Origin of the sequence: Pseudomonas sp. TH04, from assembly GCF_016651355.1 — a bacterium.
GTDB lineage: Bacteria > Pseudomonadota > Gammaproteobacteria > Pseudomonadales > Pseudomonadaceae > Aquipseudomonas > Aquipseudomonas fluorescens.
The window spans coordinates 5,365,284-5,390,049 of record NZ_JAEKEA010000001.1 but is presented as its reverse complement, the minus strand read 5'-3'; the positions used below and the strand labels follow the sequence as shown (position 1 = coordinate 5,390,049).

20 protein-coding genes are annotated in these 24,766 nt (G+C 59.3%); 9 read left to right on the top strand and 11 right to left on the bottom strand.

Annotated features, from left to right (window positions below; all coding sequences use genetic code 11):
• Positions 1-58 precede the first annotated feature (58 nt).
• The 3 genes from JFT85_RS24245 to JFT85_RS24235 form a co-directional block, all read right to left on the bottom strand.
• Positions 59-5,977: an NEL-type E3 ubiquitin ligase domain-containing protein gene (locus JFT85_RS24245; protein WP_201230585.1), complete on the bottom strand. Its 5,919-nt coding sequence runs from the start codon at positions 5,975-5,977 to the stop codon at positions 59-61.
• A 71-nt stretch (positions 5,978-6,048) separates the two neighbouring features.
• The gene (locus JFT85_RS24240; protein WP_053257373.1) at positions 6,049-6,639 is read right to left on the bottom strand and encodes a tRNA-uridine aminocarboxypropyltransferase; all 591 of its coding nucleotides are present in this window, start codon (positions 6,637-6,639) and stop codon (positions 6,049-6,051) included.
• A gap of 5 nt (positions 6,640-6,644) precedes the next feature.
• A complete protein-coding gene (locus JFT85_RS24235; protein ID WP_017134867.1) occupies positions 6,645-7,538 on the bottom strand; it encodes a LysR family transcriptional regulator in 894 nt (297 codons plus the stop codon).
• 149 nt (positions 7,539-7,687) lie between these two features.
• Between JFT85_RS24235 and speB the strand changes: the two genes are divergently transcribed.
• Genes speB through JFT85_RS24215 form a run of 4 tightly spaced genes read left to right on the top strand, consistent with a single transcriptional unit; the run spans position 7,688 to position 12,011 of the window.
• Positions 7,688-8,638 carry an agmatinase gene (gene speB, locus JFT85_RS24230; protein WP_078827085.1) on the top strand — a complete coding sequence of 317 codons (951 nt, stop codon included), beginning with the start codon at positions 7,688-7,690 and terminating at the stop codon, positions 8,636-8,638.
• Complete coding sequence (locus tag JFT85_RS24225) at positions 8,638-9,060, top strand: YybH family protein (protein ID WP_053257375.1); 423 nt, start codon at positions 8,638-8,640, stop codon at positions 9,058-9,060. Before speB ends, JFT85_RS24225 begins: the two co-directional genes overlap by 1 nt.
• A gap of 21 nt (positions 9,061-9,081) precedes the next feature.
• The gene (locus JFT85_RS24220) at positions 9,082-10,593 is read left to right on the top strand and encodes a purine-cytosine permease family protein (RefSeq protein ID WP_053257376.1); all 1,512 of its coding nucleotides are present in this window, start codon (positions 9,082-9,084) and stop codon (positions 10,591-10,593) included.
• A 35-nt stretch (positions 10,594-10,628) separates the two neighbouring features.
• Positions 10,629-12,011: a sodium:solute symporter gene (locus JFT85_RS24215; RefSeq protein ID WP_201230583.1), complete on the top strand. Its 1,383-nt coding sequence runs from the start codon at positions 10,629-10,631 to the stop codon at positions 12,009-12,011.
• Positions 12,012-12,111: 100 nt separating this feature from the next.
• Here JFT85_RS24215 and JFT85_RS24210 read toward each other — a convergent pair whose 3' ends face one another.
• The 3 genes from JFT85_RS24210 to ptrR form a co-directional block, all read right to left on the bottom strand.
• Positions 12,112-14,193: an FAD-dependent oxidoreductase gene (locus tag JFT85_RS24210; protein WP_201230581.1), complete on the bottom strand. Its 2,082-nt coding sequence runs from the start codon at positions 14,191-14,193 to the stop codon at positions 12,112-12,114.
• 527 nt (positions 14,194-14,720) lie between these two features.
• Positions 14,721-14,843, bottom strand: a complete 123-nt coding sequence (locus JFT85_RS28570; protein ID WP_003193089.1) for a PA1414 family protein — start codon at positions 14,841-14,843, stop codon at positions 14,721-14,723.
• A gap of 142 nt (positions 14,844-14,985) precedes the next feature.
• The gene (gene ptrR, locus JFT85_RS24205) at positions 14,986-15,879 is read right to left on the bottom strand and encodes a putrescine utilization regulator PtrR (protein WP_069551084.1); all 894 of its coding nucleotides are present in this window, start codon (positions 15,877-15,879) and stop codon (positions 14,986-14,988) included.
• A gap of 103 nt (positions 15,880-15,982) precedes the next feature.
• On the opposite strand from ptrR, the gene JFT85_RS24200 reads away from it, so the two are divergent.
• A complete protein-coding gene (locus JFT85_RS24200; RefSeq protein WP_169875076.1) occupies positions 15,983-17,203 on the top strand; it encodes an MFS transporter in 1,221 nt (406 codons plus the stop codon).
• On the opposite strand, the gene JFT85_RS24195 is transcribed toward JFT85_RS24200, so the two are convergent.
• The 3 genes from JFT85_RS24195 to JFT85_RS24185 form a co-directional block, all read right to left on the bottom strand.
• Complete coding sequence (locus JFT85_RS24195) at positions 17,115-18,557, bottom strand: NCS1 family nucleobase:cation symporter-1 (protein ID WP_069551086.1); 1,443 nt, start codon at positions 18,555-18,557, stop codon at positions 17,115-17,117. The genes JFT85_RS24200 and JFT85_RS24195 overlap by 89 nt on opposite strands.
• A 198-nt stretch (positions 18,558-18,755) precedes the next feature.
• Complete coding sequence (locus JFT85_RS24190; protein WP_201230579.1) at positions 18,756-19,154, bottom strand: DUF2177 family protein; 399 nt, start codon at positions 19,152-19,154, stop codon at positions 18,756-18,758.
• Positions 19,155-19,206: 52 nt separating this feature from the next.
• Positions 19,207-20,043, bottom strand: a complete 837-nt coding sequence (locus JFT85_RS24185; protein ID WP_053257383.1) for a CvfB family protein — start codon at positions 20,041-20,043, stop codon at positions 19,207-19,209.
• A gap of 322 nt (positions 20,044-20,365) precedes the next feature.
• Here JFT85_RS24185 and JFT85_RS24180 point away from each other — a divergent pair, with 322 nt between their 5' ends.
• From JFT85_RS24180 to JFT85_RS24170, 3 genes are all read left to right on the top strand, one after another.
• A complete protein-coding gene (locus JFT85_RS24180; RefSeq protein ID WP_003193095.1) occupies positions 20,366-20,545 on the top strand; it encodes a hypothetical protein in 180 nt (59 codons plus the stop codon).
• A gap of 208 nt (positions 20,546-20,753) precedes the next feature.
• Positions 20,754-21,476, top strand: a complete 723-nt coding sequence (locus JFT85_RS24175) for a TorF family putative porin (RefSeq protein WP_053257384.1) — start codon at positions 20,754-20,756, stop codon at positions 21,474-21,476.
• A 66-nt stretch (positions 21,477-21,542) separates the two neighbouring features.
• Complete coding sequence (locus JFT85_RS24170) at positions 21,543-22,412, top strand: DUF6279 family lipoprotein (protein WP_078827116.1); 870 nt, start codon at positions 21,543-21,545, stop codon at positions 22,410-22,412.
• Between the two features lie 66 nt (positions 22,413-22,478).
• On the opposite strand, the gene JFT85_RS24165 is transcribed toward JFT85_RS24170, so the two are convergent.
• Complete coding sequence (locus tag JFT85_RS24165; protein WP_069551088.1) at positions 22,479-22,868, bottom strand: transcriptional regulator; 390 nt, start codon at positions 22,866-22,868, stop codon at positions 22,479-22,481.
• Between the two features lie 155 nt (positions 22,869-23,023).
• Between JFT85_RS24165 and JFT85_RS24160 the strand changes: the two genes are divergently transcribed.
• Positions 23,024-23,299, top strand: a complete 276-nt coding sequence (locus tag JFT85_RS24160; protein ID WP_201230571.1) for a hypothetical protein — start codon at positions 23,024-23,026, stop codon at positions 23,297-23,299.
• Between the two features lie 47 nt (positions 23,300-23,346).
• Here JFT85_RS24160 and JFT85_RS24155 read toward each other — a convergent pair whose 3' ends face one another.
• The gene (locus JFT85_RS24155) at positions 23,347-24,693 is read right to left on the bottom strand and encodes a DEAD/DEAH box helicase (protein ID WP_069551090.1); all 1,347 of its coding nucleotides are present in this window, start codon (positions 24,691-24,693) and stop codon (positions 23,347-23,349) included.
• Between the last annotated feature and the right edge of the window lie 73 nt (positions 24,694-24,766).

Sequence of the window (24,766 nt, the reverse complement as noted above, 5' to 3'; positions counted from 1 at the left end):
CCGGCGGGCCATATCACGCAAAGTGCGGTGTTTATGGCTAAAAGGCATAAGCCTTTAATCAGGCGATTTCCAAGGAGGTCCACTCCGTCGCAGTCAACTCACCGATCAGGTTGGTCCTGGCTTTGCGCATTAGCACGGCAAGGGTTTCAAGATAGTTTTTATACTCCCCTTCGCTCATGTCTTCACTGCCCACTTTATCGGTGGCCAGTTCCAGCGCACGCCGGTACTGCCTGAGCGCGGCCTCAAAACGCTGCGGGTACTTGCGCTCCAGAAACTCCTCCCAATATTCCTCAACCACGAGTCTCTGCGGCCAATTGAAGTCCACCTCTTCACGCACAATACGCTCACGTAATGCATTCACGGAGTTGGCGTCTGGTACGGAGGCCTTCGTATCAAACCGCCCAGGCAGTGCAATGGGCAAGTCCAGACCAGAGGCCAGGGCGATTCGATAGGCAAGGATTCGAGCGCAGGTCTCTGGGCCGGACGGCTGAGCAACTGCCATTAGGTGATGACCAATGGAATCCAGCCGTCGCTTGGCTCGGAAGTAATTCACAAAGTCCGCGCCGGCAGCGTCCACGTTTGCGGCGAGCATCTGCACCGGCAACATAGCCAGTTCGATGTCGTTGAGGCACAACAGCCAACCGTCTATGCCCCCGTACATAAAGCGCAAAGGCTCCTCAAACAGGATCTGTTTCAAGCGGCCATTGTGATTGGCCCCCTCAATCACCTGCCAGACGCGCTGCGTAACGGCCTGGCGCAGGGCTTGGTGCTCCGGGGCAATCAGCGGTGCGTAAGAAGACAGGTTCCACAACAGGCCGAAAAAGCGATCCGCCATCTGCTCACCCGCCAACAGCGCCCATTCAGCCCGCCATCGCGACACTTCACTGAGTGGGACGGGCACCAACCAGCGCTCAACCGATGGCCGCGGGAGTGCACCGTCGCGCCACAGGCCAAAGTCGATGTTCTGATAGCGCGGCTGTGCCCGGTAGCCGCCGAGCAGTTGCAAGGTCGCCTGGGAAAGTGCGTTGCCATGCAGGTTCATAGCGCGGTGCACGCTTTCATGAAGATAGAGATCAGACGCGGTCAGCACCTTGATAAGGTTGTCGCGCAGATCAAAGATCCGCAGGCTTCGCAGGGTCACCGCCCCTTTTGGCAACAGGTCTATCTGTGTATTCCTGAGCAGTAGCACTGCCAGGGCCTCCAGCCCATACAGGCTGAGCCGTTTGCCCCTGCCCAAGGGGTTGCGAGACAGGTCCAGACCGGTCAGGCGCGTCAGGGCTTGCAGCTGCTGCACATCGCCTAAATCGGGGCGGATAAGGTTGTTCGACACACTCAACCGCTGCAAATGCTGAAGCTCCGACAATTTTTCGGGCACATGCACCAAACGATTACCGTCGAGCAGCAGTGTATGCAGCGCCGGAAACTGCCTGAAAAAGTCACTCGGCAAGGTTTGCAAGCGGTTGTTTCTCAGGCTCAGTTGCTTCACATGACCAAAGTGCGCGCTCATCAGAGGCAGGCTATCCAGGGCCAAATCGTCCAGGTAAAGCTCGAACATCACCCCTTGAGTGGAGTCCTCTTTACGCCAGCACCGCCGAATGCGCTCAGCCGCCTCGCTGCGTGCAGCGTGCTGAGCCGCCTCACCCTCTTGCGCAGACCAACGCTCAAGCACCCCATTCAAGGCATCCCGCTCCCTGAACAAGGTATTGATCGCCTCCTCTCGCTCACGGACGGAATCACTCAGGTCCGCCAGTAGGTCAAACACCTCTTGATCGGTTTTAACCGGAAACAACTGACGCATGCGCGCCACTTGCTCGCGATCCGTCGGCCCCAGGTGTTCACCGCCACTCAGCGGATAACCAATCCTCCCGTCAGCCAAGCGTCGTGGTGGGTTGAACCATAGGGGCGAGCCTATGCCAAGGGGTGTGTCCGCCAACTCCCCCTCAGCGCCCTGCAGATGACCAATCTCCTGCATCAACTCTTCAAGCCCGCCCGCATGGGTGTAGCCAAACGCCTGGCGTTCAAGGGGCGGCAGCGCGCCGAGTAAAACAGTCAGGAAAGCCCCCGGCGCTCCCAGCGTTCGCCGGTCGCCGTTCGGAAGCGGCAGGTACGCTTGATAGTGACCGGCCGTCGGCTCCAGCAGGCGTTTGAGTACCCCATCGATTGGGCCGATGCTGTCGATCCGTTGCCCCCGCTCCCACACTTCTACCCGCACGTGCTGCGGCCAACCCGCGATAGCCGGCAATGCATGCAGGATCAACTTCGCGCTGTCTTCATTCATCGCGGCGGGCAAGTACAAGCCTTCCAAAGCCCTGGCCCTGCGCAACTGCTTGAGCCACCAACGAATGCAAGGGGAAAGGCTGAGGGGTACGCGGCCAGACGTCAGGCGCTTCACCTCATCAGGCGAGGCTTGATGCACCAGGCTCTCGGCGACCGCCGCGGTCAGGCTGGGGAAATCACGCTGCAGCACTTGCGCCAAGGGGTCGCTCGACGGCGCGCGCTTCTGGCACAGCGCCTTGAAAAAAAGCCGTTCCATCTGAGGCTTATCTATTTCGACCTTGGACTCCAGCACCGTGATTTGATCGGCACGAGACGCTCCCGCCCTCCCGACCAGCGCGTCGGCGGCCTCAGTCCCGACCTCAGCGAGCACTTGATGGTAAAAGTCGCGCCCAAGCTCCACACCCGCCTTCACCCGCTGCTGAACGTTGAAACGCTCGACGGTCTCCAGCAGCAACACCGGTGCGCGCTCATTACGCACATGCACCCGCCGTAGAACCTGCGGTGTCACCCCGCTGATTTGCTGTATCTGCCCAATGGCATCCGGCGACAACGCGCGCTCCAGTGGCCCGAGGCGATAAAACGGCTTCAGCCCCTCCCAGCTCAGCGGCGTTTCCCATTCATGACGCCAGGCGCCGGCGCCGTTATGGGCCAACACCGGTGTGTAGGCGTCATTCAACGACGGATGCTCAGCCCGCCATGACAATGCGGGCGCAGCTTGGGCGAGCTTGAAATATTCACCCTCCAGGAACAGGTAACGATCCTTCCCCTTGTGGTAAAGCCCAAGCGCGTCGGGCGCGATGGCAATGCGCGAGGTATCGACGGTATGCACATACTGCGAAAAATCACGCCGGCTGGGATAAAACGAACCATCGGGCGCGCGGTTACGCAACATGGCCTGCGCAAGCCTATAACGGAATTCGCTGATGGCCTGTTGCGCATTCGCCCCCAGTACAGATAGATCAAGGTCGGCTATCTGGCTGACGACAGCCGCATAAAAACTGTCGGCGCCGGTCAGTGTCTCGCCCTGGCGCGCCTGATGATGGTTGTAAGGTGCGAAGCGCCCTTGCCCATGATCAATGACGACCAGCGTCCGATCCTTAGCCCCACGCGAAACATAAGGCACGGCTTGCTGAGCAGGGCTGGTGACCACCCTTTGGCCGCTAACGCTATGCAGCACGTCGCCAGCATATTCTGCGGCCCAATTCTGCGTCTGCCGGTTGAACCGACGTGGATGGAAGAGACCGTCGATGATCGCCTCTCGGCGTGCCGTGTTACGGGCATCACGCAACGCGCTGTGGAGCGCTTCGGGTTGCCGTTGGGAGCGCAGGAGCTGTGTTTGCTGATGCGGCGATAACGGATGTTCGCGCAACACTGCCACTAAGCGCTCCCGGCTCAATTTCGGGTGCAGGGTCTGTAACTGCGTAATCACCGCCGGGATGGGCCCCTGATCCCCGATGATGTCCGGCAACAGCTTGCGCACAGGTGCCCTGGCGCCACTCGCCATCGCCCGACTGAACTGTGGGAACTGCGTGAGCGCGTCAAACAAATCGAATGTCAGCCGTTTGGCCAGCGCCGACAACTGCTGGCGAAGCAGCAGCTCCCCACCGGCAAAAATCGTCGGCAACAACCCTGCGATGGCTTGGGGTAAATGGGCGGTGAGGCGGCGCGGCGTGGCGTAGGCAAATTGAACGTTTTCCAACACCGTCACCGCCACCACCGCAGTGGTGGGTTGCGCTGGATCCTTGCTGTAGCGATGGGTCTCCTGGCCTTGATGGTTTCGAATGCTCAACGCCGTGTCCACCGGCCAGTCGCCTAATTGGGTGAGCAAGGGCGCCATGACTTCAATGGCCTCCACCGGCGCCGGGCGACCAGGGTCAGCTTCTTGCGCAACCCACTTGATCAGCCTGTCGGCCCGCAACCGCTGTACGGCATCGACCAGAGAGGCCGGCGCAGGCGCACCGTCCCACACCTCGTTCAAGGTGTGTCGTGAAGTGGCGCTTGAGTCGAGCACAGACTGCAGTTCCCGAGTGGTCATATCCCGGGAGCCGAGCATTCTTTCCAGCAATTGGGGGCTTGTAAGGGATTGATGATCGGGAGCAGCGCCGCGCGGTTGCGAGAGGTGTTGATAGATGCGCTGATGGCGACGCCTCACGCTTTTGGCCAGCCGGGTATGCAACCGGCCACTGATCAGTAAATCGGCCAAATCAACAAAACCTTGCAACAGCGCCCCAGGATCACCTCGCAACGCTTGGGAGCCGCCCTCGACCAGTGCCTTTTCCAACGCGACGAACATCGCAAAATTGCGTATTCGCCCCAATCCCTTCAACGCCCCCGGCACCGGGATCAGTAGCAAGCTGATCACCTCATTGATCACGGTCTGTGCCAGCTCAATGAGCGTCGACATGAAACCCGCCGTTTCGTTGGCCAGTTCCTGCAGGCTGTCTCGACTGCGCCTGATGTAGACATCCTTCAGACTGACGACAGGCACCTTTTGCACCACGTTGCGCACATAGCCGATCTTTTCAACATTGCTGAGGGTAGGAATGGATTTTGCCAACCGATAAAGCAGCCGGGCGTGCCATTCAAGGTCGGGAGGTGGCGGTGTGATTGCAGCGATTTGCTTGAGCCGCGCGCAGTCACGCAATGACATGATCTGATACAGCCACTCGACCTTGCCCTGGCGGTAGAAGCCATGGAACGCCACATGAAACTCCTCGCAGGCCTCGCGGTGACTGTCATGATGACGTAGCGAGCCACCGGGCCGGTTCGGGAAGAAACTGAAGGCACCTTTGCATCCCTCGACAGCAAAAACGATATGGGGAACCTTCAGGCTGTCACCCGGAGGCGGGCCGATATAGAGCCCCGTCAGGCCGATTGTTTGAGGCAACCAGCTGGTGTTGTCCACACCGTGGGGCACATATAGAAGCATTTCCTCAACACGTCCCCAGCTCGCCTCACCGGCCAATGCGCGTTTCACATGCTGGTATTTGTCCCTGTCGACGCGACTGGCCGTGGTGTTTTTCAAAGCCTCTATCAACGCAAACTCGAACTCGGCAGTGGCCGTTTCCAGGAGATGCTGGCCCAGCGGATTGTTGGCCTGCAGCGCCTGTTCCAGATGCCGTTTGAGGCGCCGCCCGATATCGAGCCGGCGTATCAGGGTAATGAAATCGCCGGCAGTCGTTTTGACCCCTTCATCCAGATAACTGGCATCGGCCAAGCCAGTCCGCCCGGGGAAACTCCAGCCGGTCAGACCGTCATAGTTTATGCAGGCGGCGTCCCACAGCTTGAGGCTGGCGATCTTCTCTACCCCGTCCGCCCCCTGGGCCGCGCGCCGGAAACGCTCTGTCGTTTGAACATAGCGCGTATGAATACTCGTAACCGCGGGGTCGATATCCTGGCCGGTCAGGGCTTTCAACTCGGCACGCAACTGCGCCTTCGCCTCCTGCTCAAACGCTTGAGTAAGCTCGCGAATGCACAGTTCAGAGGCTTTTTGAGTATCAATACAAGCCCTCTGCAGGCGCACGTACTCAAGCTTTTCCGCTTCATCGAGCGCACCGAAAAACTCGCCGAGTTCCTCGCGTATAGCGTCCAGGGCTTGTAAGGCTGACCACTCCTGCCCCGCCATCAGAGGCCCTTGCTGCGCGGCCATGAATGCGGACAACTCGTCCTGCGGCGCACTGCTGGTAATCGGTTCGACCATTTCTGTATTCCTGAAAAGGTCAGCCTACCCCTGCGCCGTCAGTTATTCCGGTAGCTATATAACGCCTTGCGTCAGCCGTGATTTTTCTCGAAAACCGCAGGCCCCATTGCCGCAATCTGGCCTTCGATCAATGCGTCGAAGGGCTTGAGCAAGGCTTCAAATGAAGTCGGCGCTTCCAGTACCTGCAACGCTTGCACGATGGCTTCCACCGTCGACAAGGCACCTGGGCCAGGGGCCTTGCGCAGCCTGTAGCGGGAAACGCCACCCTCGGCCAAGGTCACGCGCGGCAATGCCGCCAGCAACGGGTTGAGGTGCAAAAGCTTGCGCGCCTTGCGCCAGGTGCCGTCGGGCACCACCAGCAACAGCGGCTGATCGCCAGGCGTATAACCTTGCAAAGGCTGGGCATCGTCAGCCGGGAACAACAGCCGAGCCTGATAACCCGGCGGGTTCAACAACGTGGCCAGGTCTTCAAACACCTCGCCCACAACCAACTGCGCATTGTTCAACCCCAACGCCGCCAGCCGGGCGGTATTGAGCGCGTGGTTGACCTCGCTCGGGTGTTGCAACAGCAACACGCGGGTGCGGCTGTCGAGGCTCGGGATCAGCGGGCACAGGCAATGGGTGATGGGCCTGAGGCACCGGGAACACTGGGGTCTGGACATGGTTTTCAGGCCTGATTGAGCTGCGCTTTGAGTAGATCGCGGAAGGTCTGGATCAGCGGCTCGCGGCTACGCCCTCGGCGCATGATCATCGAGAACGGCGCCTGGTAGCCGAAGGTTGCCGGCAGCAATACGCGCAGGTCGCCCTTGTCGGCCCAGGCCTGGGCGTAGTGCTCGGGCAGGTAGCCAATGTAAGCGCCGGAGAGCACCAGAATCAGCTGCGCCTCCATACTTTCCACGGTCGCCGCGCTGTGTTTGAAACCATGCCGCGCCAGTTCGGCCTGGCTCCAGTAACCGCGACCGACCATGCGTTGCTGGGTAATCACTTGTTCGGGGATTCGCCGTTCGTTGAATAACGGGTGTCGCGTGCTGCAATACAGCCAATGCTGCTCGCGGTACAGCGGCATGTAGATCAACCCGCTCATACGGTTGGAGAAGGCGCCGATGGCCAAGTCCAGGCGGTTGTCCTGCACGCCCAGCTGCAATTCGTAAGGGCTCATCACCGACAAATGCAAATGCACGGCCGGGTGTTCCAGGCTGTAGGCGCCAATGACTTCGGCGAACGGCAACGCCTTGTCGCTGACAGTGGAGTCGAGCACCCCAAGCTTGAGTGTGCCGCGCAACTCGCCTTTGAGCGCGGCGGCGTATTGCTCGAAGCCTTCGAGCTCGCCGAGCAGGCGCAAGGTTTCCTGATGGAACAGCTCGCCCTTGCTGGTCAGGCTGAACCCGCCACGCCCGCGATGGCACAACACCAGCCCCAACGCTGACTCCAGCTGACTCATATACGTGCTGATGGCCGATGTCGACAGGTTGAGTTCGTGCTGGGCGTTGGCGAACCCCTGATGGCGCACGACGCTGACGAAAATGCGCAGGAGTTTCAGGTCGGGCAAGGCGTTGGCCATGGTCGGCTCCGATGTTTGATCGCAGCAGTCTACCTGCCCGCATTAGTTTAGAAAAATCTGAACTAAGTATTTGCGCCTGCCGATTCTTCCTGCCCCGGGCTTTTCGCAGAATCGGCCCCTAATAAACAAAACAATGATGAGGCAATCCCGTGGACAAGATTTTCCACCAACCACTGGGCGGCAACGAAATGCCGCGCTTCGCCGGCATCGCCACCATGATGCGACTGCCCCACCTGCAAACGGCCAAAGGCCTGGACGCGGCCTTTATCGGCGTGCCCCTGGACATCGGCACCTCGCTGCGCGCCGGCACCCGTTTCGGGCCGCGTGAGATCCGTGCCGAATCGGTGATGATTCGCCCTTACAACATGGCCACCGGCGCCGCGCCATTCGATTCGTTATCGGTGGCTGACATTGGCGACGTGGCGATCAACACCTTCAACCTGCTCGACGCCGTGCGCATCATCGAGGAAGCCTACGACGAAGTTCTTGAGCACAATGTGATCCCGCTGACGCTGGGCGGCGACCACACCATCACCCTGCCGATCCTGCGGGCGATCCACAAGAAACACGGCAAGGTCGGGCTGGTGCATATCGATGCCCACGCCGACGTCAACGACCATATGTTCGGCGAGAAAATTGCCCACGGCACCACCTTCCGCCGCGCGGTGGAAGAAGGCTTGCTCGATTGCGACCGCGTGGTGCAGATCGGCCTGCGTGCCCAGGGCTACACCGCCGAAGACTTCAACTGGAGCCGCAAACAGGGGTTTCGTGTGGTCCAGGCCGAAGAATGCTGGCACCACTCTCTCGCGCCACTGATGGCCGAAGTGCGTGAAAAAGTCGGCGGCGGCCCGGTGTACCTCAGCTTCGACATCGACGGCATCGACCCGGCCTGGGCGCCCGGCACCGGCACCCCGGAAATCGGCGGGCTGACCACCATCCAGGCGATCGAGATCATCCGTGGCTGCCAGGGCCTCGACCTGATTGGTTGCGATCTGGTAGAAGTTTCGCCGCCCTACGACACCACCGGCAACACCTCGCTGCTGGGTGCCAACCTGCTGTACGAGATGCTCTGCGTACTGCCCGGCGTGGCGCATCGTTGATGAGCGCGCAAGCCGTGCTGAAAGCCGCGGCCGACCTGGTGTCGGCCTTCGCGCGCAATGACCGCGCCGCCTATTTCGGCGCGTTCACCGCCGATGCCAGCTTTGTGTTTTACACCCTCCCCCAGCCGCTGCTCAGCCGCGATGCCTACCAAGTGTTGTGGGACCGCTGGCGTCGGGACGAGGGGTTTGAGGTGCTGTCCTGCACCTCAAGCAACGCCTTTGTCAGCCTGCAGGGCGACGTGGCGGTATTGATTCATGACGTGGCCACCGAGTTGCGCATGAACGGGGAGCAATTTTTTAGCCAGGAGCGCGAGACCATTGTCTTCACACGGCAAGGGCTGCGCACAGAACAACAAGAAGGCCTGTGGCTGGCCTGTCACGAACATTTGTCCGCTATGCCGGAAGGGCTGCCGCCCCATTAGCCAATGTGATCGGAGCTGATCATGAATAATAAAAACAACGAAAACAGTATTCGCAAAATAGAAACCAACGGGGTCGAACAGATCCCGGACCACGAACGCAGCGCCAGCCCCAAGGATCTGTTCCGACTGATCTTTGGCGGTGCCAATACCTTTGCCACCGCCGTGCTGGGCGCATTTCCGGTGCTGTTTGGCCTCTCTTTCCAGGCCGGCGTCTGGGCGATTGTGCTGGGCGTGCTGGTGGGCGCGCTGATCCTGGCGCCGATGGGCTTGTTCGGGCCAATCAACGGCACCAATAACGCGGTGTCTTCCGGTGCGCACTTTGGTGTGCACGGGCGGATTGTTGGCTCGTTTCTGTCGCTGCTGACGGCGATTGCCTTCTTCTCACTGTCGGTGTGGAGTTCGGGCGATGCGCTGGTCGGTGGTGCGAAACGTCTGATCGGCCTGCCGGAAAACGACCTGACCCTGGGCCTGGCGTACGGCGTGTTCGCCATGCTCGTACTCACCGTGTGCATCTACGGCTTTCGCTTCATGCTGTGGGTTAACCGCATTGCGGTATGGGCGGCAAGCCTGCTGTTCCTGCTGGGGATCTTCGCCTTTGCACCGGCGTTCGATAGCCACTTCGCCGGCACGGTCGCCCTGGGCCAGACCGGTTTCTGGGCCGCGTTCATCGGCGCAGCACTGGTGGCCATGAGCAATCCGATTTCCTTCGGCGCGTTCCTCGGTGACTGGTCGCGCTACATCCCGCGTGAAACACCGAAAATGCGCATCATGCTGGCTGTGGTTGCCGCCCAGATCGCCACCTTGATCCCGTTCCTGTTCGGCCTCGCCACCGCGACCATCGTGGCAATCAAGGCGCCGGACTACATCGCGGCCAACAACTACGTCGGCGGGCTGCTGGCAGTCGCGCCCAGCTGGTTCTTCCTGCCGGTGTGCCTGATTGCGGTAATCGGCGGCATGTCCACGGGCACCACGTCGCTGTATGGCACGGGGCTGGACATGTCCAGCGTGTTCCCGCGCCTGCTGTCACGGGTCAAGGCCACGTTGCTGATCGGGGTGATGTCGATTGCCTTCATCTTCATCGGACGTTTCGCCGCCAACCTGGTGCAAAGCGTGTCGACCTTTGCCGTGCTGATCATCACCTGCACCACACCGTGGATGGTGATGATGATCATCGGCCTGATCGTGCGCCGAGGCTTCTACTGCCCGGATGACCTGCAGGTGTTTACCCGCGGGGAAACCGGCGGCCGCTACTGGTTCAGCCATGGCTGGAACTGGCGTGGGCTGGGCGCCTGGATCCCGAGTGCGGTGGTGGGCCTGTGCTTCGTCAACCTGCCGGGGCAGTTTGTCGGGCCATTGGGCAACCTCGCCGATGGCATCGACATCAGCTTGCCGGTGACGCTGGGGCTGGCCTCGGTGGTGTACCTGAGCTTGCTTCGCATGTTCCCGGAACCGGCGGCCGTCTACGGCCCAGCCGACCCTCGCAGCAAGCGCACGGATGCGCGCGTTAAACCGGCGCTGCAACCAGCCGCCTGATCGCCCATAAAAACGATAATCGGAGACCCGCCGTCATGGCTTTGGATTTATTCGTCGTACTCATCTACGCCGCCGGCATGCTCGTGCTCGGCTATTACGGCATGCGCCGCGCGAAAACCCACGAAGACTACCTGGTCGCCGGTCGCAACCTGGGCCCGTCGCTGTACATGGGCACCATGGCTGCCACCGTGCTGGGCGGTGCATCCACCGTCGGCACGGTGCGCCTGGGGTATGTGCACGGTATTTCCGGCTTCTGGCTCTGCGCCGCGCTGGGCGCCGGGATCATTGCGCTGAACCTGGTCCTGGCCAAACCGTTGCTGAAGCTGAAGATCTTCACCGTTACCCAGGTGCTGGAAAAACGCTACAACCCCATGGCCCGCCAAGCGAGTGCGGTGATCATGCTGGCCTACGCGCTGATGATTGGCGTGACCTCGATCCTGGCCATCGGCACCGTGCTGCAAGTGTTGTTCGGCCTGCCGTTCTGGGTGTCGGTGCTGTTGGGCGGTGGCGTGGTGGTGGTGTATTCGACCATCGGCGGCATGTGGTCGCTGACCCTGACCGACATCGTGCAATTCGTGATCAAGACCGTCGGCCTGATGTTTATCCTGCTGCCGATCTGCCTGTACCGCGTCGGCGGCTGGGATCAACTGGTGGCCCAGTTGCCTGCGTCGAATTTCAGCTTCACCGAAATCGGCTGGGACACGATCATCACCTACTTCATGATCTACTTTTTCGGCATCCTGATCGGCCAGGACATCTGGCAACGGGTGTTCACCGCCCGTGACGAAAAGGTCGCCCAGTACGCAGGAACGTTCGCCGGCTTCTACTGCATCCTGTACGGCCTGGCGTGCGCGTTAATTGGGATGGCCGCGCATGTGCTGCTGCCGAACCTGGACAACGTCAACAACGCGTTTGCCGCCATCGTCAAAGCGTCGTTGCCGGATGGCATTCGCGGCCTGGTGATTGCCGCCGCACTGGCCGCGATGATGTCCACCGCCAGCGCCGGCCTGCTTGCAGCGTCGACGGTATTGACCGAAGACCTGCTGCCGCGCTTGCGCGGTGGCCAGCAGTCCAGCCTGAAGATCAACCGTCTGTTCACGATGTTGACGGGGATTGCCGTGCTGGGAATCGCACTGGTGGTCAATGATGTCATCAGCGCCCTGACCCTGGCCTACAACCTGCTGGTGGGCGGTATGCTGGTCCCGCTGATGGGCGCAATTTTCTGGAAGCGGGCAACAACCTCGGGGGCTATTGCGTCGATGACCCTAGGCTTCCTGACCGCGCTGGTGTTTATGTTCAAGGACGGGTTGGATGCGAACACGCCGATCTACTACAGCCTGGCGGCAGGGCTGGTGAGTTTTGTCGTGGTGAGTGTGTTGTCGCCACGGCCGGACGCATCGGTGGCTCGCGCGGTTTGAGCTATAAAGCAACTTAGCGCCGTTTCTTCAGCGGGTGCGACGTCGGATGTCGCACCCGTTTTTTTATGGTTCAACGCTCAACTTTTAGCTATCCCAGCCTTCACGCCAGCGCTCTTGCACGGATGAGCTCCTGGACCAAAGAGGCCCATACCAGTCCCTGCGTTGTGCCTGCGGCATACGTTGCCCCGGCCACTATTCGATTGTATGCGGACCAGTAAACGATTGAGAGTCCATCGGCAGTGCCAGGCCTGGCACATTCGATAACGTGCAGGTCGCCACGTTCGATTGCCCTGCGGTAGGCCTCTGGAAAGTGCCGAGCAACAGCGGCCAGACACGCCGCCAGTATTGACGCCTTATTCTCCGGTGAAGAATCGGGCGGCACTTGCCCGCCGGAAATCAGAATGAACTCCCCGTCCAAGCGGCAATTCATCACGCCGATTGGCAGGTCGTATTGCAGCTTGAGCCCGCGCAGGTCGGCACCTTCATTACCCACCGCGCGCAGCTTGAAAAACCAGCCAATGATCGCGACTGCCTCCAGTTCTTCTACGCCCATGGCAGTGACGACGAAGTGTTCTCGGCTCAGATCAGCAATTTGAATCGGGTTGAGGCGCTGGGGCAGGAACTGAACCCCCGAGCGCTGCAACAGTGCCTCGACTTCATCCTTGAGATTTACAAATTCCAGATCGTAACCCGATACCTCAATCGCTCGACCGATTCCAGGGATTGCGTAACGTGCCTGAAATTGCAGTTGATTGATCTGTGCAAGTTCACCTCCCGGCTTGCCACTCGGCCAGGGCCTGTTTTCAATATCGCGCTGCTCACGGATCGTATCCTCTATGCCAGCGGCGTCGTGCCGATAAGCTCGCACAATCCGCGACCGCGCAAATCGTGCCAGGGAGGGGTTGTCGGCCAGGAGCTTTTCAAACAACTCGATGCCTGCGCGATTGCACTCGACAGCCAAATACTGATTACCGGGCGTTAGATAATCGTTATTGAGCGGCTTTGCAGTGGTCTCCGTTGCGCAAAGATGGCGCATGTTCACCTGCTTATGGCTCGCGCCATCGCGCTGCTGATTCCCTCCGTATACCGTGACCTGATAATTGGCCAGGCGAAGCATCACGGCTTGGAGAAGGCCGTTGATACCTCTGCCGACGATCGACACGCGCGGCGCACCGGCATGCACCGGCTGAGGGGGGATCGTCAGTGACTGTGCAAGTTTGCGCCTGACCAGGCCATGCAGGGCGATCAGGCTGAGCTGCACCGCGACTGCATAGTCAAGGTCGCGATGACAGGCTTCGGTGGTTGCAGCCTGTGTAGTCAGTGTCGCCGGTTTGCACCACGTGGAGACACTACACCCGAGCGCCTGTGTGCGAATCCGAAACGCCTCCAATGTTGCAGGCCCATAGTCCAATACGAGCTGCATGTCTGGCGCCGTTGCCAGGGTCTGCAAAGCAGCATCGCTAAAGACATCCGGTTTGGCGATACAGACCAGGCGAGCCTGTTTGTGCAGGCACTGGATCAGGGCTCGATCAATACGATGAACGGTTTCGTCATTCAGGGATACGCAGAGGGCGACAGCAGAAGCCCCGTTCAGCGCCTCAAGCCAGTCTACGCAAAACGACACTCTGGAATCGGAGCAGGTGTTGCCGAGAGTGTCTGGCATTCGACCGAATCGACTCAGCACCTTAATCCGAACATCCGGGTCTCGATCAAGTAACAATTTGACCAACGCCTTTCCCACATTGCCGTAGCCCAGCACACAGACTTCACGGGGTATGGCGCCATCGGCCATGGTCAGCCAGCGTGCGAGATACGCAGCCACATGCGGTGCGTTGACCCCGGGCGTATTAACCACTCGAATATTATTGGAGTGGCAAAGGTCCAGGTGCACCTTATCCAGACTCGTACCTCTGCGGACCAGATAGAGTTCCCCAAAAGGGTGGGATGTACGCCATTGGTCAATGACATCTGCATCGATAGTGTGGTCAGCGACAATGAGTATGGATGGCCGCAGGAGCGCGATCTGTAAGAGCAGAACTTGCTTGGTTAATGTTGCTGGGAAGAACACTACGTTGTGAGGGGCGTCAGCCCTCCAACCTTTCGACACCGGTGCGATATGTAAAATAATCTCGGTGGTGGCGATGAGCGACGTGGTAACTGGCGGAACGGAAGAGAGCCGCATAGCTTGTCTCCGACAATTCTGACCTGGCGCCTCGAGCGTCTGGATCTTCACAGGTAAAAAACCTGTGAAGTTTGCTATTCATGCTTGGGTACTTTTCAGGAGAGGGTAGAAACGCAAAAGATCCAAACTCTTCCCTGTCGGAAATCAACCTACGCCTATGTTTAGAACGAGATAAGCCAGCCGTTTCTGATAGCTAGGCAGTCCAATTCCTACACATAAACGCAATGCCGAACTGACAAGCGAGCATTGGACGATTGTGTAAATCATTCTGGCGGTTGGATTGGCGAATGTGTTGTCGCGCCGGCAGCCGTGTCGGTGGCGCAGGCGACCAAGGGGATAGGGGATTTAGAGTGATTTCTACCGCAGGCGCGCCGTCGGATGTCGCACCCAGTTTCTTTGCATTGCGCAAAAAAACTGTGGGAGCGGTCTCACTCGCGAATGCAGGGTACAAGTCAACTTTTTACCGACTGATACACCGGATTCGCGAGCAAGCCCGCTCCCACATTTAAACTGAATCAGCCGTACGCTTAGCGGCGACGTGGACGGCGCTGCTCGTCATCCGTGCGAATCGGCACCGGTTGCAGCGGGGGCTCAATCAGGCCCAGCGCAACGCCGAGGTCATGGAGCCAGTTCTGGATTTTCTCTTTCATGGTTGCCCCCTTTGCGGGTAATGCGGGTCGGCGGGAATTCTGTCGCCTTTTCCTACAGTGATAGTAGCTCTAAGTCCTACGTAATGCTTGAACGAAACCACAACGAACTATTACTGAATTGATCCAAATCAGTCCGGATCGTTCAGGCAATGGCGCGCGCGTCCTGCAAAAACCCGGTTTGACCTGCCTGTTGCAGGTCAATCCACGCATTGAGGTTAGCGCCGAGCATACCCTTTCGCCACATCAGCCAGGTGGTGGCAGTAGCAAAAGGCCCTGTCAGCGGATGAACGGACACGCTGTCCTTGCCTGGCAAGCTGTCGAGCATGGATTCGGACATCAATGCCACACCGGAACCTGCGATCACACAGGCGAGCATGCCTTGGTAGGACTCGATCTCAATCGCCCTGCCCATGGCCACCCGCTCGTGGGAAAACCACGTCTCCAGGCGTGTGCGATAGGCGCAACTGCGTCGGAAAGTGAACACCGAGCGGCCGGCAACATCCTGGGGCCCGCGTACCGGCGGATGATCGGCTTCGCAAATGATCACCAGGCGTTCTTCGCACAGCGGCACCCCGTCCAACGTGGCAATGGTCAGCGGGCCATCCACCAACGCCGCATCCAAGCGCCCGGTAATCAGGCCTTCCAGCAGTTCACCACTGGGCGCCGACTGCACTTGCAGGTTCACCATGGGATAAGCCTTGTGATAGCGCGCCAGCAATTTTGGCAAATGAATGGCGGCGGTGCTGTACATGCTGCCCAACACAAAATCGCCGGCCGGCTGACCGCCTTGAACCGCGCCATAGGCCTCATCGTGCAGCGCGATCAGACGGGTGCTGTAGTCCAACAACACTTTGCCAGCCGGAGAAAGCTGCAACCGCTGACGCTCGCGAACAAACAGTTCCACACCGAGCTGCTCTTCCATTTGCTTGAGCCGCGTCGACAGGTTCGACGGCACCCGGTGCAGGCGCTCGGCCGCACGGGTGATGGAGCCCTCTTCCGCCACGGCCTGGAAAATGCGCAATTGACTGAACTCCATACCTTTCTCCAAAACTGAACAAGTTACTCACTATTATTCATTTTTACAGAAAGTCAATCCGCTTTAGCCTGAAGGTCTTCGCTTGCGTGCAGGAAACCTGAACATGTCACCGCTGATTCGCTTACTCGCCAGCTTTATCGCCTTGATGATGGCCATGGGCATTGGCCGTTTCGCCCTCACCCCGCAAATGCCGCATTTACTCAGCGAGGGGCAGATCGACCTGACCGGCGCCGGGCTGATTGCTGCTGCCAACTACCTCGGCTACTTCGTCGGTGCGGTGGATTCGATGTTTGCCCGCAGCCATCATCATGTGCGCGGGCGCCTGTATGGCGGGCTGTGGTTGTGCGTACTGCTGACGCTGGCGTCGTATTGGGCGCAGGGGTTCTGGCCCCATCTGCTGCTGCGCTTCGGAACGGGCGTCGCGAGTGCCTGGGCGTTGGTGATGATTACCAGTTTAAGCCAGCCGCTGGCGATTGACGCCGGGCGCCCACGCCTGGGGGCCTTGGTGTTTGCCGGGCCGGGGCTGGGGATTGTGCTGACCGGTTTGCTGGCCCTGGGTTCGAACCTGCTGGGGCAAAGCTCTGCCACATTGTGGCTCGTCTATGGCGTGGTGGCACTGGTCATGCTGCTGGCAATCCTGCCGTTCTTGCCTCAACCGACGACGACGGTTGCACCGACTTCCACCCGCACGGGCAGCAACGAAAGCATCGTGCATTTGTGCTGGATTTATTGCCTGTACGGTCTGGGCTACATCATCCCGGCGACCTTTCTGTCGCAGATGGCCAGCGCGCAATTCCAAGGGGCGTGGCAAGCCGATCTGTTCTGGCCGTGCTTCGGCCTCGCTGCCGCAATCGGGGTCGTGGTGGTGAGCTTGCGCCGCCATCACCCACACACCACCCGTCGTTGGCTGATGACAACCCTGTGGCTGCAAGCGGCCGGCGTGTTCGCCTGCTTACTCGGCAACGGCTGGGGCCTGGCCCTGGGGGTGTTGTTGTGCGGGACGCCGTTCCTGGCGTGCATGATGCTGGTGATGAAGCGTTTGCGGGACGTCGCGCCCCACGGCTACCCACGCAGCACCGGCTTGTTGACGGCGAGCTTCGCCATCGGCCAATTGGGCGGGCCGCTGCTGGCCTCGGTGAGCAGTCATCTGAGCGGCGGCCTGCAACCGGCCCTGGTGATTGCAGGTACAGGCCTGTTGGTGGCGGGCGCGGTGTTACTGCGCCCTGCCACTGCTGTCAGCCAGCAACCATCGGCGCGGGTACGCGAACCTGTTCTCGCCGCGCCAGGATCAGGAAAAACAGCCCACCCAGAAAGCAACCGGTAAACCAGGCAAAGTTGGCCATGCCCTGCAACGCCGGGGTGAAGGTGATCGCGACGCCCACCAGCGTCGCCGGTAGCAGCGCTTTGACCGCCGTCCAGTTCACGCCACCATCGAAGTAATAGCGCCCGCTCGGGCTGTCATCGAACAGCGCATCCACATCGATTTTCTGTTTTTTGACCCAATAGAAATCCACCAACAGGATTCCGAACAGCGGCCCGATGAAGGCGGCGAGGATATCCAGGGTGTAGTGGATCATCAGCGGGTTGTTGAACAGGTTCCACGGTGTGATAAAGATCGAGGCCACTGCGGCGATCATGCCACCGGCACGCCAGCTGATTTTGCTCGGCGCGACGTTGGCGAAGTCAAACGCCGGTGACACGAAGTTGGCGACGATATTGATGCCGATGGTCGCCGTCACAAAGGCAAAGGCACCGAGCAACACAGCCATGCTGTTGTCGATGCGCGAAACGGTGGCAATCGGGTCGTGCAGCATTTCGCCAAACACCGGCAAGGTGCCCGAAACGATCACGACCGTCACCAGCGAGAATGCCAGGAAGTTCACCGGCAACCCCCAGAAATTGCCGCGGCGCACGTCCTGCATGCTGCGGCAGTAGCGGCTGAAATCACCGAAATTCAGCGTAGGCCCGGAGAAGTAAGACACCACCAGCGCCGTCGCCACTATCACCTGGCCAACCGCCTGCCAGCCCGACAAGGATTTTTCCGCAAGGGTAAAGCTGATATTCGCCCAGCCCGCCTTCCACACAATCCAGCCGGCCAGGGCAAACATCACCGCATAGACCACCGGGCCCGCCCAGTCGATAAAGCGGCGGATGGATTCCATGCCGGCCCAGAACACGGCAGCCTGCAACACCCATAAGCTGAGGAAACCAAACCAGCCCAAGTAGGACAAGCCTGCGAAATGCGGTTCTGCATACACCGCCATTTGAGGGAAGAAGCGCAGCACTACGATGATCAAGGCGCTCGACGCCAAGTACGTTTGAATCCCGTACCACGCCACCGCGATCAGACCGCGAATCACCGCCGGTATGTTTGCGCCGAACACACCAAAAGCCAGCCGGCAGATAACCGGGTACGGCACCGCAGCTTGCTGGCTCGGCCTGGCTACCAGGTTGGCGATCAATTGCACAATGCAAATACCCGCGAGCAAGGCGATCAGCACCTGCCAGCTGGCCAGCCCAAGGGCGAACAGGCTGGCGGCGAATACATAGCCGCCGACGCTGTGCACGTCGCTCATCCAAAAGGCGAAAATGTTGTACCACGTCCATTTTTGCGGCAGTGGGCCCAAGTCCTGGTTGTACAGGCGCGGGCTGTAGCCTTTGGGCAATTGTTCGGTCATCGCTTGGCTCCTCGAAATACCGGCCTGCGCTCCCGTAACAGGGTGCATACGGGAGGCGGCATGGTTTGTATACGAGGCATTCAGCAGAATGCGTGCCAATGGCACACAATCCCCTTGAAACTATGTTCCAAAGGGCTTCACAACCATTTAAAGACGGGGATTACGCTCAGCAACGGTGCACATGAATCCTGTACACAATCAATCGCGCACCCGATGTGCACACAGATAGCCGACAGTGCAGCACGCGGCCGTCAGAAACGTACCCCAGGCCATGTCCATGATCGCCAGGCCTGCGGACCAGCCTTGCAACGTGGCCCAATTGCTCAAATCGTAGGTGCCATAGGCGACCACCCCCAGTAAGGCACCGAGGCGCGCAGCACGCTGCCAACTGCCGCTTGGCAGGACGACAAACACCACGCAACCGCTGACATAAAGCAGATAGAACAACACGGCGGGCAACAGACGGGGCTGATCAAGCATCAGCGAACCCAGCAGGGACTTGTAGGTCGGGCCCATGAGGACGCCGAGCCAGAGGCCGTCGAGCACCAGGAAAGCCAGCAAGGTGCAGAGATAGGCGAACAACGATTTTTTGGACATTCACACCACCTCTGCAGGAGCACATTTGCTCCTACAGAAGAGCAAACCACCTTTAGCTTAGTTCAATGCGATCGGCATGAATCACGATCTGACCCTGCTTGTAGAGCGCACCAATGGCCTTCTTGAAGTTGCCTTTGCTGACGCCGAACAAGTTGCTGATCACCGCCGGGTCGCTTTTATCGCTGACCGGCAAGGTGCCGTTGTTTTCACGCAATTTGGCGAGGATCTTCGAGTTCAGGCTGGAGGCGGCTTCCTGGCCGACCGGCTGCAGACTCAGGCTGATGTTGCCATCGGCACGAATCTCTTTGATAAAGCCTTTCTCTTCCTTGCCCGGACGCAGGAACTTGAACACTTCGTTCTTGTGGATCAGGCCCCAGTGCTTGTTGTTGATGATCGCCTTGAAGCCCATGTCCGTGGCTTCAGCCACCAGCAGGTCGACTTCCTGGCCTACCTCGTAGTGGGCAGGCGTCTTGTCCAGGTAGCGGTCCAGCCGCGCAGTGGCGGTAATGCGCTTGGTGTGCTTGTCGAGGTAGACATGCACGACACAGTATTCCCCGGCGGTCAGCTGACGTTTTTCTTCCGAATACGGCAGCAATAGGTCCTTGGGCAAACCCCAGTCAAGGAATACGCCGATACTGTTGACTTCCACTACTTTCAAACTGGCAAATTCGCCGACTTGAACTTTCGGCTTCTCAGTCGTCGCGATAAGTTTGTCATCGCTGTCCAGATAAATGAAAACGTTAAGCCAGTCTTCATCTTCACTGGGAATATCTTTTGGGATATACCGATTGGGCAAGAGGATTTCGCCATCTTGCGCACCGTCCAGGTACAAACCAAAGTTAGTGTGTTTAACCACTTGCAAGCTGTTGTAGCGCCCGACTAAAGCCATTTCCAAATACCCTCGTTACGTGGGCAGCATTCTACCCGAGTTGCGCTCGGCACGCGCGCCCGCCTGAAAAATCAAGGGCTGGCGTGGCGTTTTACTGGCAGCGCTCCGCTCGTCAGATCAGTCAATTCAATTTTACCGGCGACGAGTGCCCATCCGCCCTATGGTTTCCAGTTAAAACAGTAAGTTAGCGGGTTATTTCAACGCCAAACTTCGGCTGAATATGAGCGCCTCGCTTATTCCCGGGGGATATTTACCAAGCAATTGTCAAGTATTTCCTGTACGATGCCTGGCCAAGTTAATTTTCTACAGGTTAGTGGCCGCCATGCGCGTAAAAGCATCCAACAGCAAAGCAAAGCCAGCTCCAGCCGTTGAAACCAGCGAATCGATCAACAGCCAGATTGCTGCGTTCCTCAAGTCCGGCGGCGAAATCCAGCAAATTGCCAAGGGCGTGAGCGGCCAGACTTTCGGCCCGTCCAAGCAGATAAGCCTGGGCAAGAAGTAACACCCGCGCATTACACCTGGTCCCTAAGCGTCTTGTCTTCAAGGCGCTAGGACTAGAGCCCGAGACACCCTCTCTGCATCACACAGTATTGCGCTAATCGACGAACGGGGCTCACCGCCCAGCTTTCGCCGGTATGCTTGCACACGTCTAGTACGGGCATCTGCCCGATTCCCCCTGTCACTGCTCCTCGCTTTTCATGGAGTGAAGCTTGCTCAAGCCCTGCTTTTTTCTGATCGTTGCCCTTGCGGCCAGCCCCCTTGCGCAGGCGCAGATATTTCAGCGCGAACTAGGCGATTTCGACCTGAAATTGGGCACCACGCCAAGTCGCAGCATGGCTCAGGGCCTGGTCAAACCCACCTCGCCCGGTAGCGATTCGTTCCACGGCGGGCTGGACCTGAGCCACGACAGCGGTCTGTATTTCGGCCAATTTTCACCGAACATGGGGCTTTCATCCGCCAACAACCTCGAAGTCGATTCCTACCTGGGCTTCAAACATCCCTTCGACCAAACCCTGGGCTACGAAGTGGGCATGATCCACTACAGCTACCCCAAGCTCAGCCCTCTGGACAGCCAGGAGTTCTATGGCGGCCTGAACCTGCTGGGCAATCGCTTCGGCGTCTCCTTCAGCAACGACCCGGATCGCCAGGACAGCACGCTCTTTGCCGATCTGGGCGGCACGCAACCGTTCGGCATCGGCGTCAGCATGAAGTACACCACTCATCAACTGGGCACCCCGGCCTCGGTGGAAAGCGGTTCCATCAGCAGCTTCAGCGACTGGTCGGTACAGTTCTCCCGCGCCTGGAAAGGCGTCGACCTGGACTTGATCTACAGCGACTCCAGCCTCAGCGGTGGGAGCTGCTCAGCCTACTCAGGACATAATTCGCAATGCGATGGGCTGTTGACCTTGAAGGCCGCGCGGTCGTTTTATTGATGGGCTGAACTGTCGCGCCCAGCGCAGGTTCACATGCATGAACCCCATCTGCACAAGGACCTGCCCATGCTGCGTCGGCTCAAACTTCTGGTGGTACTGCTGACCTTGAGCCTGGTACTCGCCGGCTGCAATCGTGTTGGCCTCGCCTACCGAAACCTGGACGTGATTATCCCCTGGACCCTCAGCGACTACCTGGACATGAATGCCGGGCAGAAGAGCTGGTTCAACGACACCCTCAAGCAACACCTGGCCTGGCACTGCACCACGCAATTGCCAGGCTACCTGGATTGGCTTGATCGCCTGCAACAGATGGTCGACAACAACCAAGTCACCGATGCCGCGCTGCAGGCCCGCACCGTCGAAGCCAAGCAGGCGATTGCCGAGGTGGCGCAAGAAATCACACCGTCGGCCATCCAATTGCTTCAAGGCCTGGATGATCAGCAGGTCAAGGACATGAGCGACGCCCTCGCCAAAGACCTGCGTAAGCGCCAGGATGAATACCTTAAGCCGCCACTGGAACAGCAGATCAAGGAGCGCGCCCGACGCATGAGCAAGCGTCTGGACGCCTGGATGGGCCCGCTCAGTGCCAGCCAGCAGAATCGAGTCACCGCCTGGTCCATTGGCCTCGGTGAGCAAAACGAGCAGTGGATCGGCAACCGCGCCCGTTGGCAGGCGCAATTTATCGCCGCGGTGCAACAGCGTCAGAGCGCGGACTTCCCACAGAAGATGCAGCAGCTATTGATGGCTCGAGAAAGCTTGTGGACCGCGCAATACAAGGTCGCCTATGCCCAGACGGAAACGGCGGCGCGCAGCCTGATTGTCGACCTGATGGCCGAAAGCACGGTGCAGCAGCGCATTAAGCTGACGCAGAAGATTGAGGGTGTGCGTAGCGATTTCAAGGCACTTAAATGCCTAAAGGCCGTCGGCAATACCTGATCTGCATGCAACCCAATGGGGGAGCGGGCTTGCCCGCTCCCACAGGGTCATACAGCGCCTGTTAAATCAAGCAATCTGCGCCTTTGAGGCCACTTCATCAAACGTGGCCGGCTCCAACGCATCCGCCTGATCATCCAGCACCTGGCGCGGGTGATCGTTGCCCGGTATGGAGCTGTCAATCAACGCCAGCAGCTGTGCGCCGCGAGCGGTCAAGATGAAGTTTTCACCATTGCCGCCCTCCTCCTCCGGCCGCGATTCAATAAACCCACGCTTGAACAGCAGCGCTTCGTAATCGGCAGCGGTCTTTTTCAGCGTGTCCAGATTGCCGGTGGACTCGCCCGCCGTGGCCTTTTCGGCCGCTTCCTGCTCGGCGTATTTACGCGGTGCAAAGCTGCCCTCGCCATTCTGCACTTCATGCAGCAGACGCTCGATCAAATCCCAGTTGTAAGTCGTCATCCTGATTCCTCCTGCAGGCCGTTGGAAAAGCAGCCCGTCTAAAGGTGTGACAGGCCCCGTCACTGGCCGTTCAGCCGAATGGACGGGCGTCATTTCTCTGAACTTTCCAGACGTTCGCCCCCTCAACTGAACATCACTGCCAAGGACGTCTAACCATGAAAACCCTGAAGAACCTGGCCCTAACCGCCATGTTGATGACCGCCCTGCCCGTCTGGGCGTGCACGCCCGAAGAAGCTACAGCGAAACGCGAACAACTGGCCCAGGAAGTGACCAAGCTCACCAAGCAAAACCCCACCAAGGCCAAAGAAATAAATGCTGAGCTGCAGAAAATGGACATGGACACAACAGCTGCCGATCTACCCGACAAATGCCAATTGATCGATCAACGCCTGAAAGACCTCGCTAAAGCCGCTGCCGAGACCAAAAACTGACGCAAAAAAAACCGGACATCGTCCGGTTTTTTTATAGCAGCGCAGCCTTACTCGGCAGCAGGCGCTTCTGGCTTGCGGCGCTTGAGCGGCGCCATGCCGTCCTTGCTGACGAGCGACAGGTTGTCGGTCTTCGGCCGATTGGCGATCTTGCGCTTGGTTGGCGACTTGGCGCCGGCCTTCTTCTTATCGCCCTTGGCGTCGACTTTTTTCTTCTTCACGCCAACGGCTTTGCCCGACGCCTTGACCTTCTTCGGCCCGGTGTAAGTGCCTTTGACTTCCTTGATGGTGCGGCGCTCGAACGACTGCTTCAGGTAGCGCTCGATGCTCGACATCAGGTTCCAGTCGCCGTGGCAGATCAGCGAGATTGCCAGGCCATCGTTGCCGGCACGCCCGGTACGGCCGATACGGTGCACGTATTCATCGCCGCTGCGTGGCATATCGAAGTTGATGACCATGTCCAGGCCATCCACGTCCAGGCCACGCGCAGCCACATCGGTGGCAACCAGGATTTTCACGCCGCCGGCCTTGAGACGGTCGATGGCCAGCTTGCGATCCTTCTGGTCCTTCTCACCGTGCAGCACGAAGGCCTTGTAGTCCTGCGCGACCAAACGACCGTAGATACGGTCAGCAGCAGCGCGGGTATTGGTGAACACGATGGCTTTCTGATAGGTCTCGTTGGCCAGCAGCCAGTTGAGGATCTGTTCTTTGTGCACATTGTGGTCGGCAGTGACGATCTGCTGACGCGTAGTCGCGTTCAGGTCACTGACGTTGTTGACCTGCAGGTGCTCAGGGTTGTTCAGGACCTTGGCGACCATGTCGCGCAGGGTCGAACCGCCGGTGGTGGCGGAAAAGAGCATGGTCTGCTGGCGATTGACGCACTCGGACACCAGGCGTTGCACATCGTCGGCAAAACCCATGTCGAGCATGCGGTCGGCTTCGTCAAGCACCAGCACTTCGACTTCCTTGAGGTCAAGGTTGCCGGCGTTGAGTTGCTCGATCATACGGCCTGGGGTGCCGATCAGAATGTCCGGCACTTTGCGCAGCATCGCGGCCTGGACCTTGAAGTCTTCGCCGCCGGTGATCAGGCCGGACTTGATGAAGGTGAACTGCGAGAAACGCTCCACTTCCTTCAAGGTCTGCTGGGCCAGCTCGCGAGTCGGCAGCAGGATCAGGGTCTTGATACTGACGCGGACTTTGGCCGGGCCAATCAGGCGGTGCAGAATCGGCAGAACGAAAGCGGCGGTCTTGCCACTCCCGGTTTGAGCCGTCACCCGCAGGTCACGCCCTTCGAGCGCGAGCGGGATGGCCGCTGCTTGCACAGGCGTAGGCTCGACAAATTTAAGCTCGGCCACGGCTTTGAGCAGGCGTTCGTGCAGGGCGAATTGGGAAAACACGGGTGCTACCTCGAAGAAATACAAAATATCAGCTGCATAGGGTAACGGTTTCGGGCGTCCAAACCGAGTTTCT

Excerpts from the sequence above, each read along its gene's own strand:
- JFT85_RS24245 (WP_201230585.1), bottom strand. The coding sequence starts at position 5,977 with ATGGTCGAACCGATTACCAGCAGTGCGCCGCAGGACGAGTTGTCCGCA.
- JFT85_RS24240 (WP_053257373.1), bottom strand. The coding sequence starts at position 6,639 with ATGTCCAGACCCCAGTGTTCCCGGTGCCTCAGGCCCATCACCCATTGC.
- JFT85_RS24235 (WP_017134867.1), bottom strand. The coding sequence starts at position 7,538 with ATGGCCAACGCCTTGCCCGACCTGAAACTCCTGCGCATTTTCGTCAGC.
- JFT85_RS24225 (WP_053257375.1), top strand. The coding sequence starts at position 8,638 with ATGAGCGCGCAAGCCGTGCTGAAAGCCGCGGCCGACCTGGTGTCGGCC.
- JFT85_RS24220 (WP_053257376.1), top strand. The coding sequence starts at position 9,082 with ATGAATAATAAAAACAACGAAAACAGTATTCGCAAAATAGAAACCAAC.
- JFT85_RS24215 (WP_201230583.1), top strand. The coding sequence starts at position 10,629 with ATGGCTTTGGATTTATTCGTCGTACTCATCTACGCCGCCGGCATGCTC.
- JFT85_RS24210 (WP_201230581.1), bottom strand. The coding sequence starts at position 14,193 with ATGCGGCTCTCTTCCGTTCCGCCAGTTACCACGTCGCTCATCGCCACC.
- JFT85_RS28570 (WP_003193089.1), bottom strand. The coding sequence starts at position 14,843 with ATGAAAGAGAAAATCCAGAACTGGCTCCATGACCTCGGCGTTGCGCTG.
- ptrR (WP_069551084.1), bottom strand. The coding sequence starts at position 15,879 with ATGGAGTTCAGTCAATTGCGCATTTTCCAGGCCGTGGCGGAAGAGGGC.
- JFT85_RS24200 (WP_169875076.1), top strand. The coding sequence starts at position 15,983 with ATGTCACCGCTGATTCGCTTACTCGCCAGCTTTATCGCCTTGATGATG.
- JFT85_RS24195 (WP_069551086.1), bottom strand. The coding sequence starts at position 18,557 with ATGACCGAACAATTGCCCAAAGGCTACAGCCCGCGCCTGTACAACCAG.
- JFT85_RS24190 (WP_201230579.1), bottom strand. The coding sequence starts at position 19,154 with ATGTCCAAAAAATCGTTGTTCGCCTATCTCTGCACCTTGCTGGCTTTC.
- JFT85_RS24185 (WP_053257383.1), bottom strand. The coding sequence starts at position 20,043 with ATGGCTTTAGTCGGGCGCTACAACAGCTTGCAAGTGGTTAAACACACT.
- JFT85_RS24180 (WP_003193095.1), top strand. The coding sequence starts at position 20,366 with ATGCGCGTAAAAGCATCCAACAGCAAAGCAAAGCCAGCTCCAGCCGTT.
- JFT85_RS24170 (WP_078827116.1), top strand. The coding sequence starts at position 21,543 with ATGCTGCGTCGGCTCAAACTTCTGGTGGTACTGCTGACCTTGAGCCTG.
- JFT85_RS24165 (WP_069551088.1), bottom strand. The coding sequence starts at position 22,868 with ATGACGACTTACAACTGGGATTTGATCGAGCGTCTGCTGCATGAAGTG.
- JFT85_RS24160 (WP_201230571.1), top strand. The coding sequence starts at position 23,024 with ATGAAAACCCTGAAGAACCTGGCCCTAACCGCCATGTTGATGACCGCC.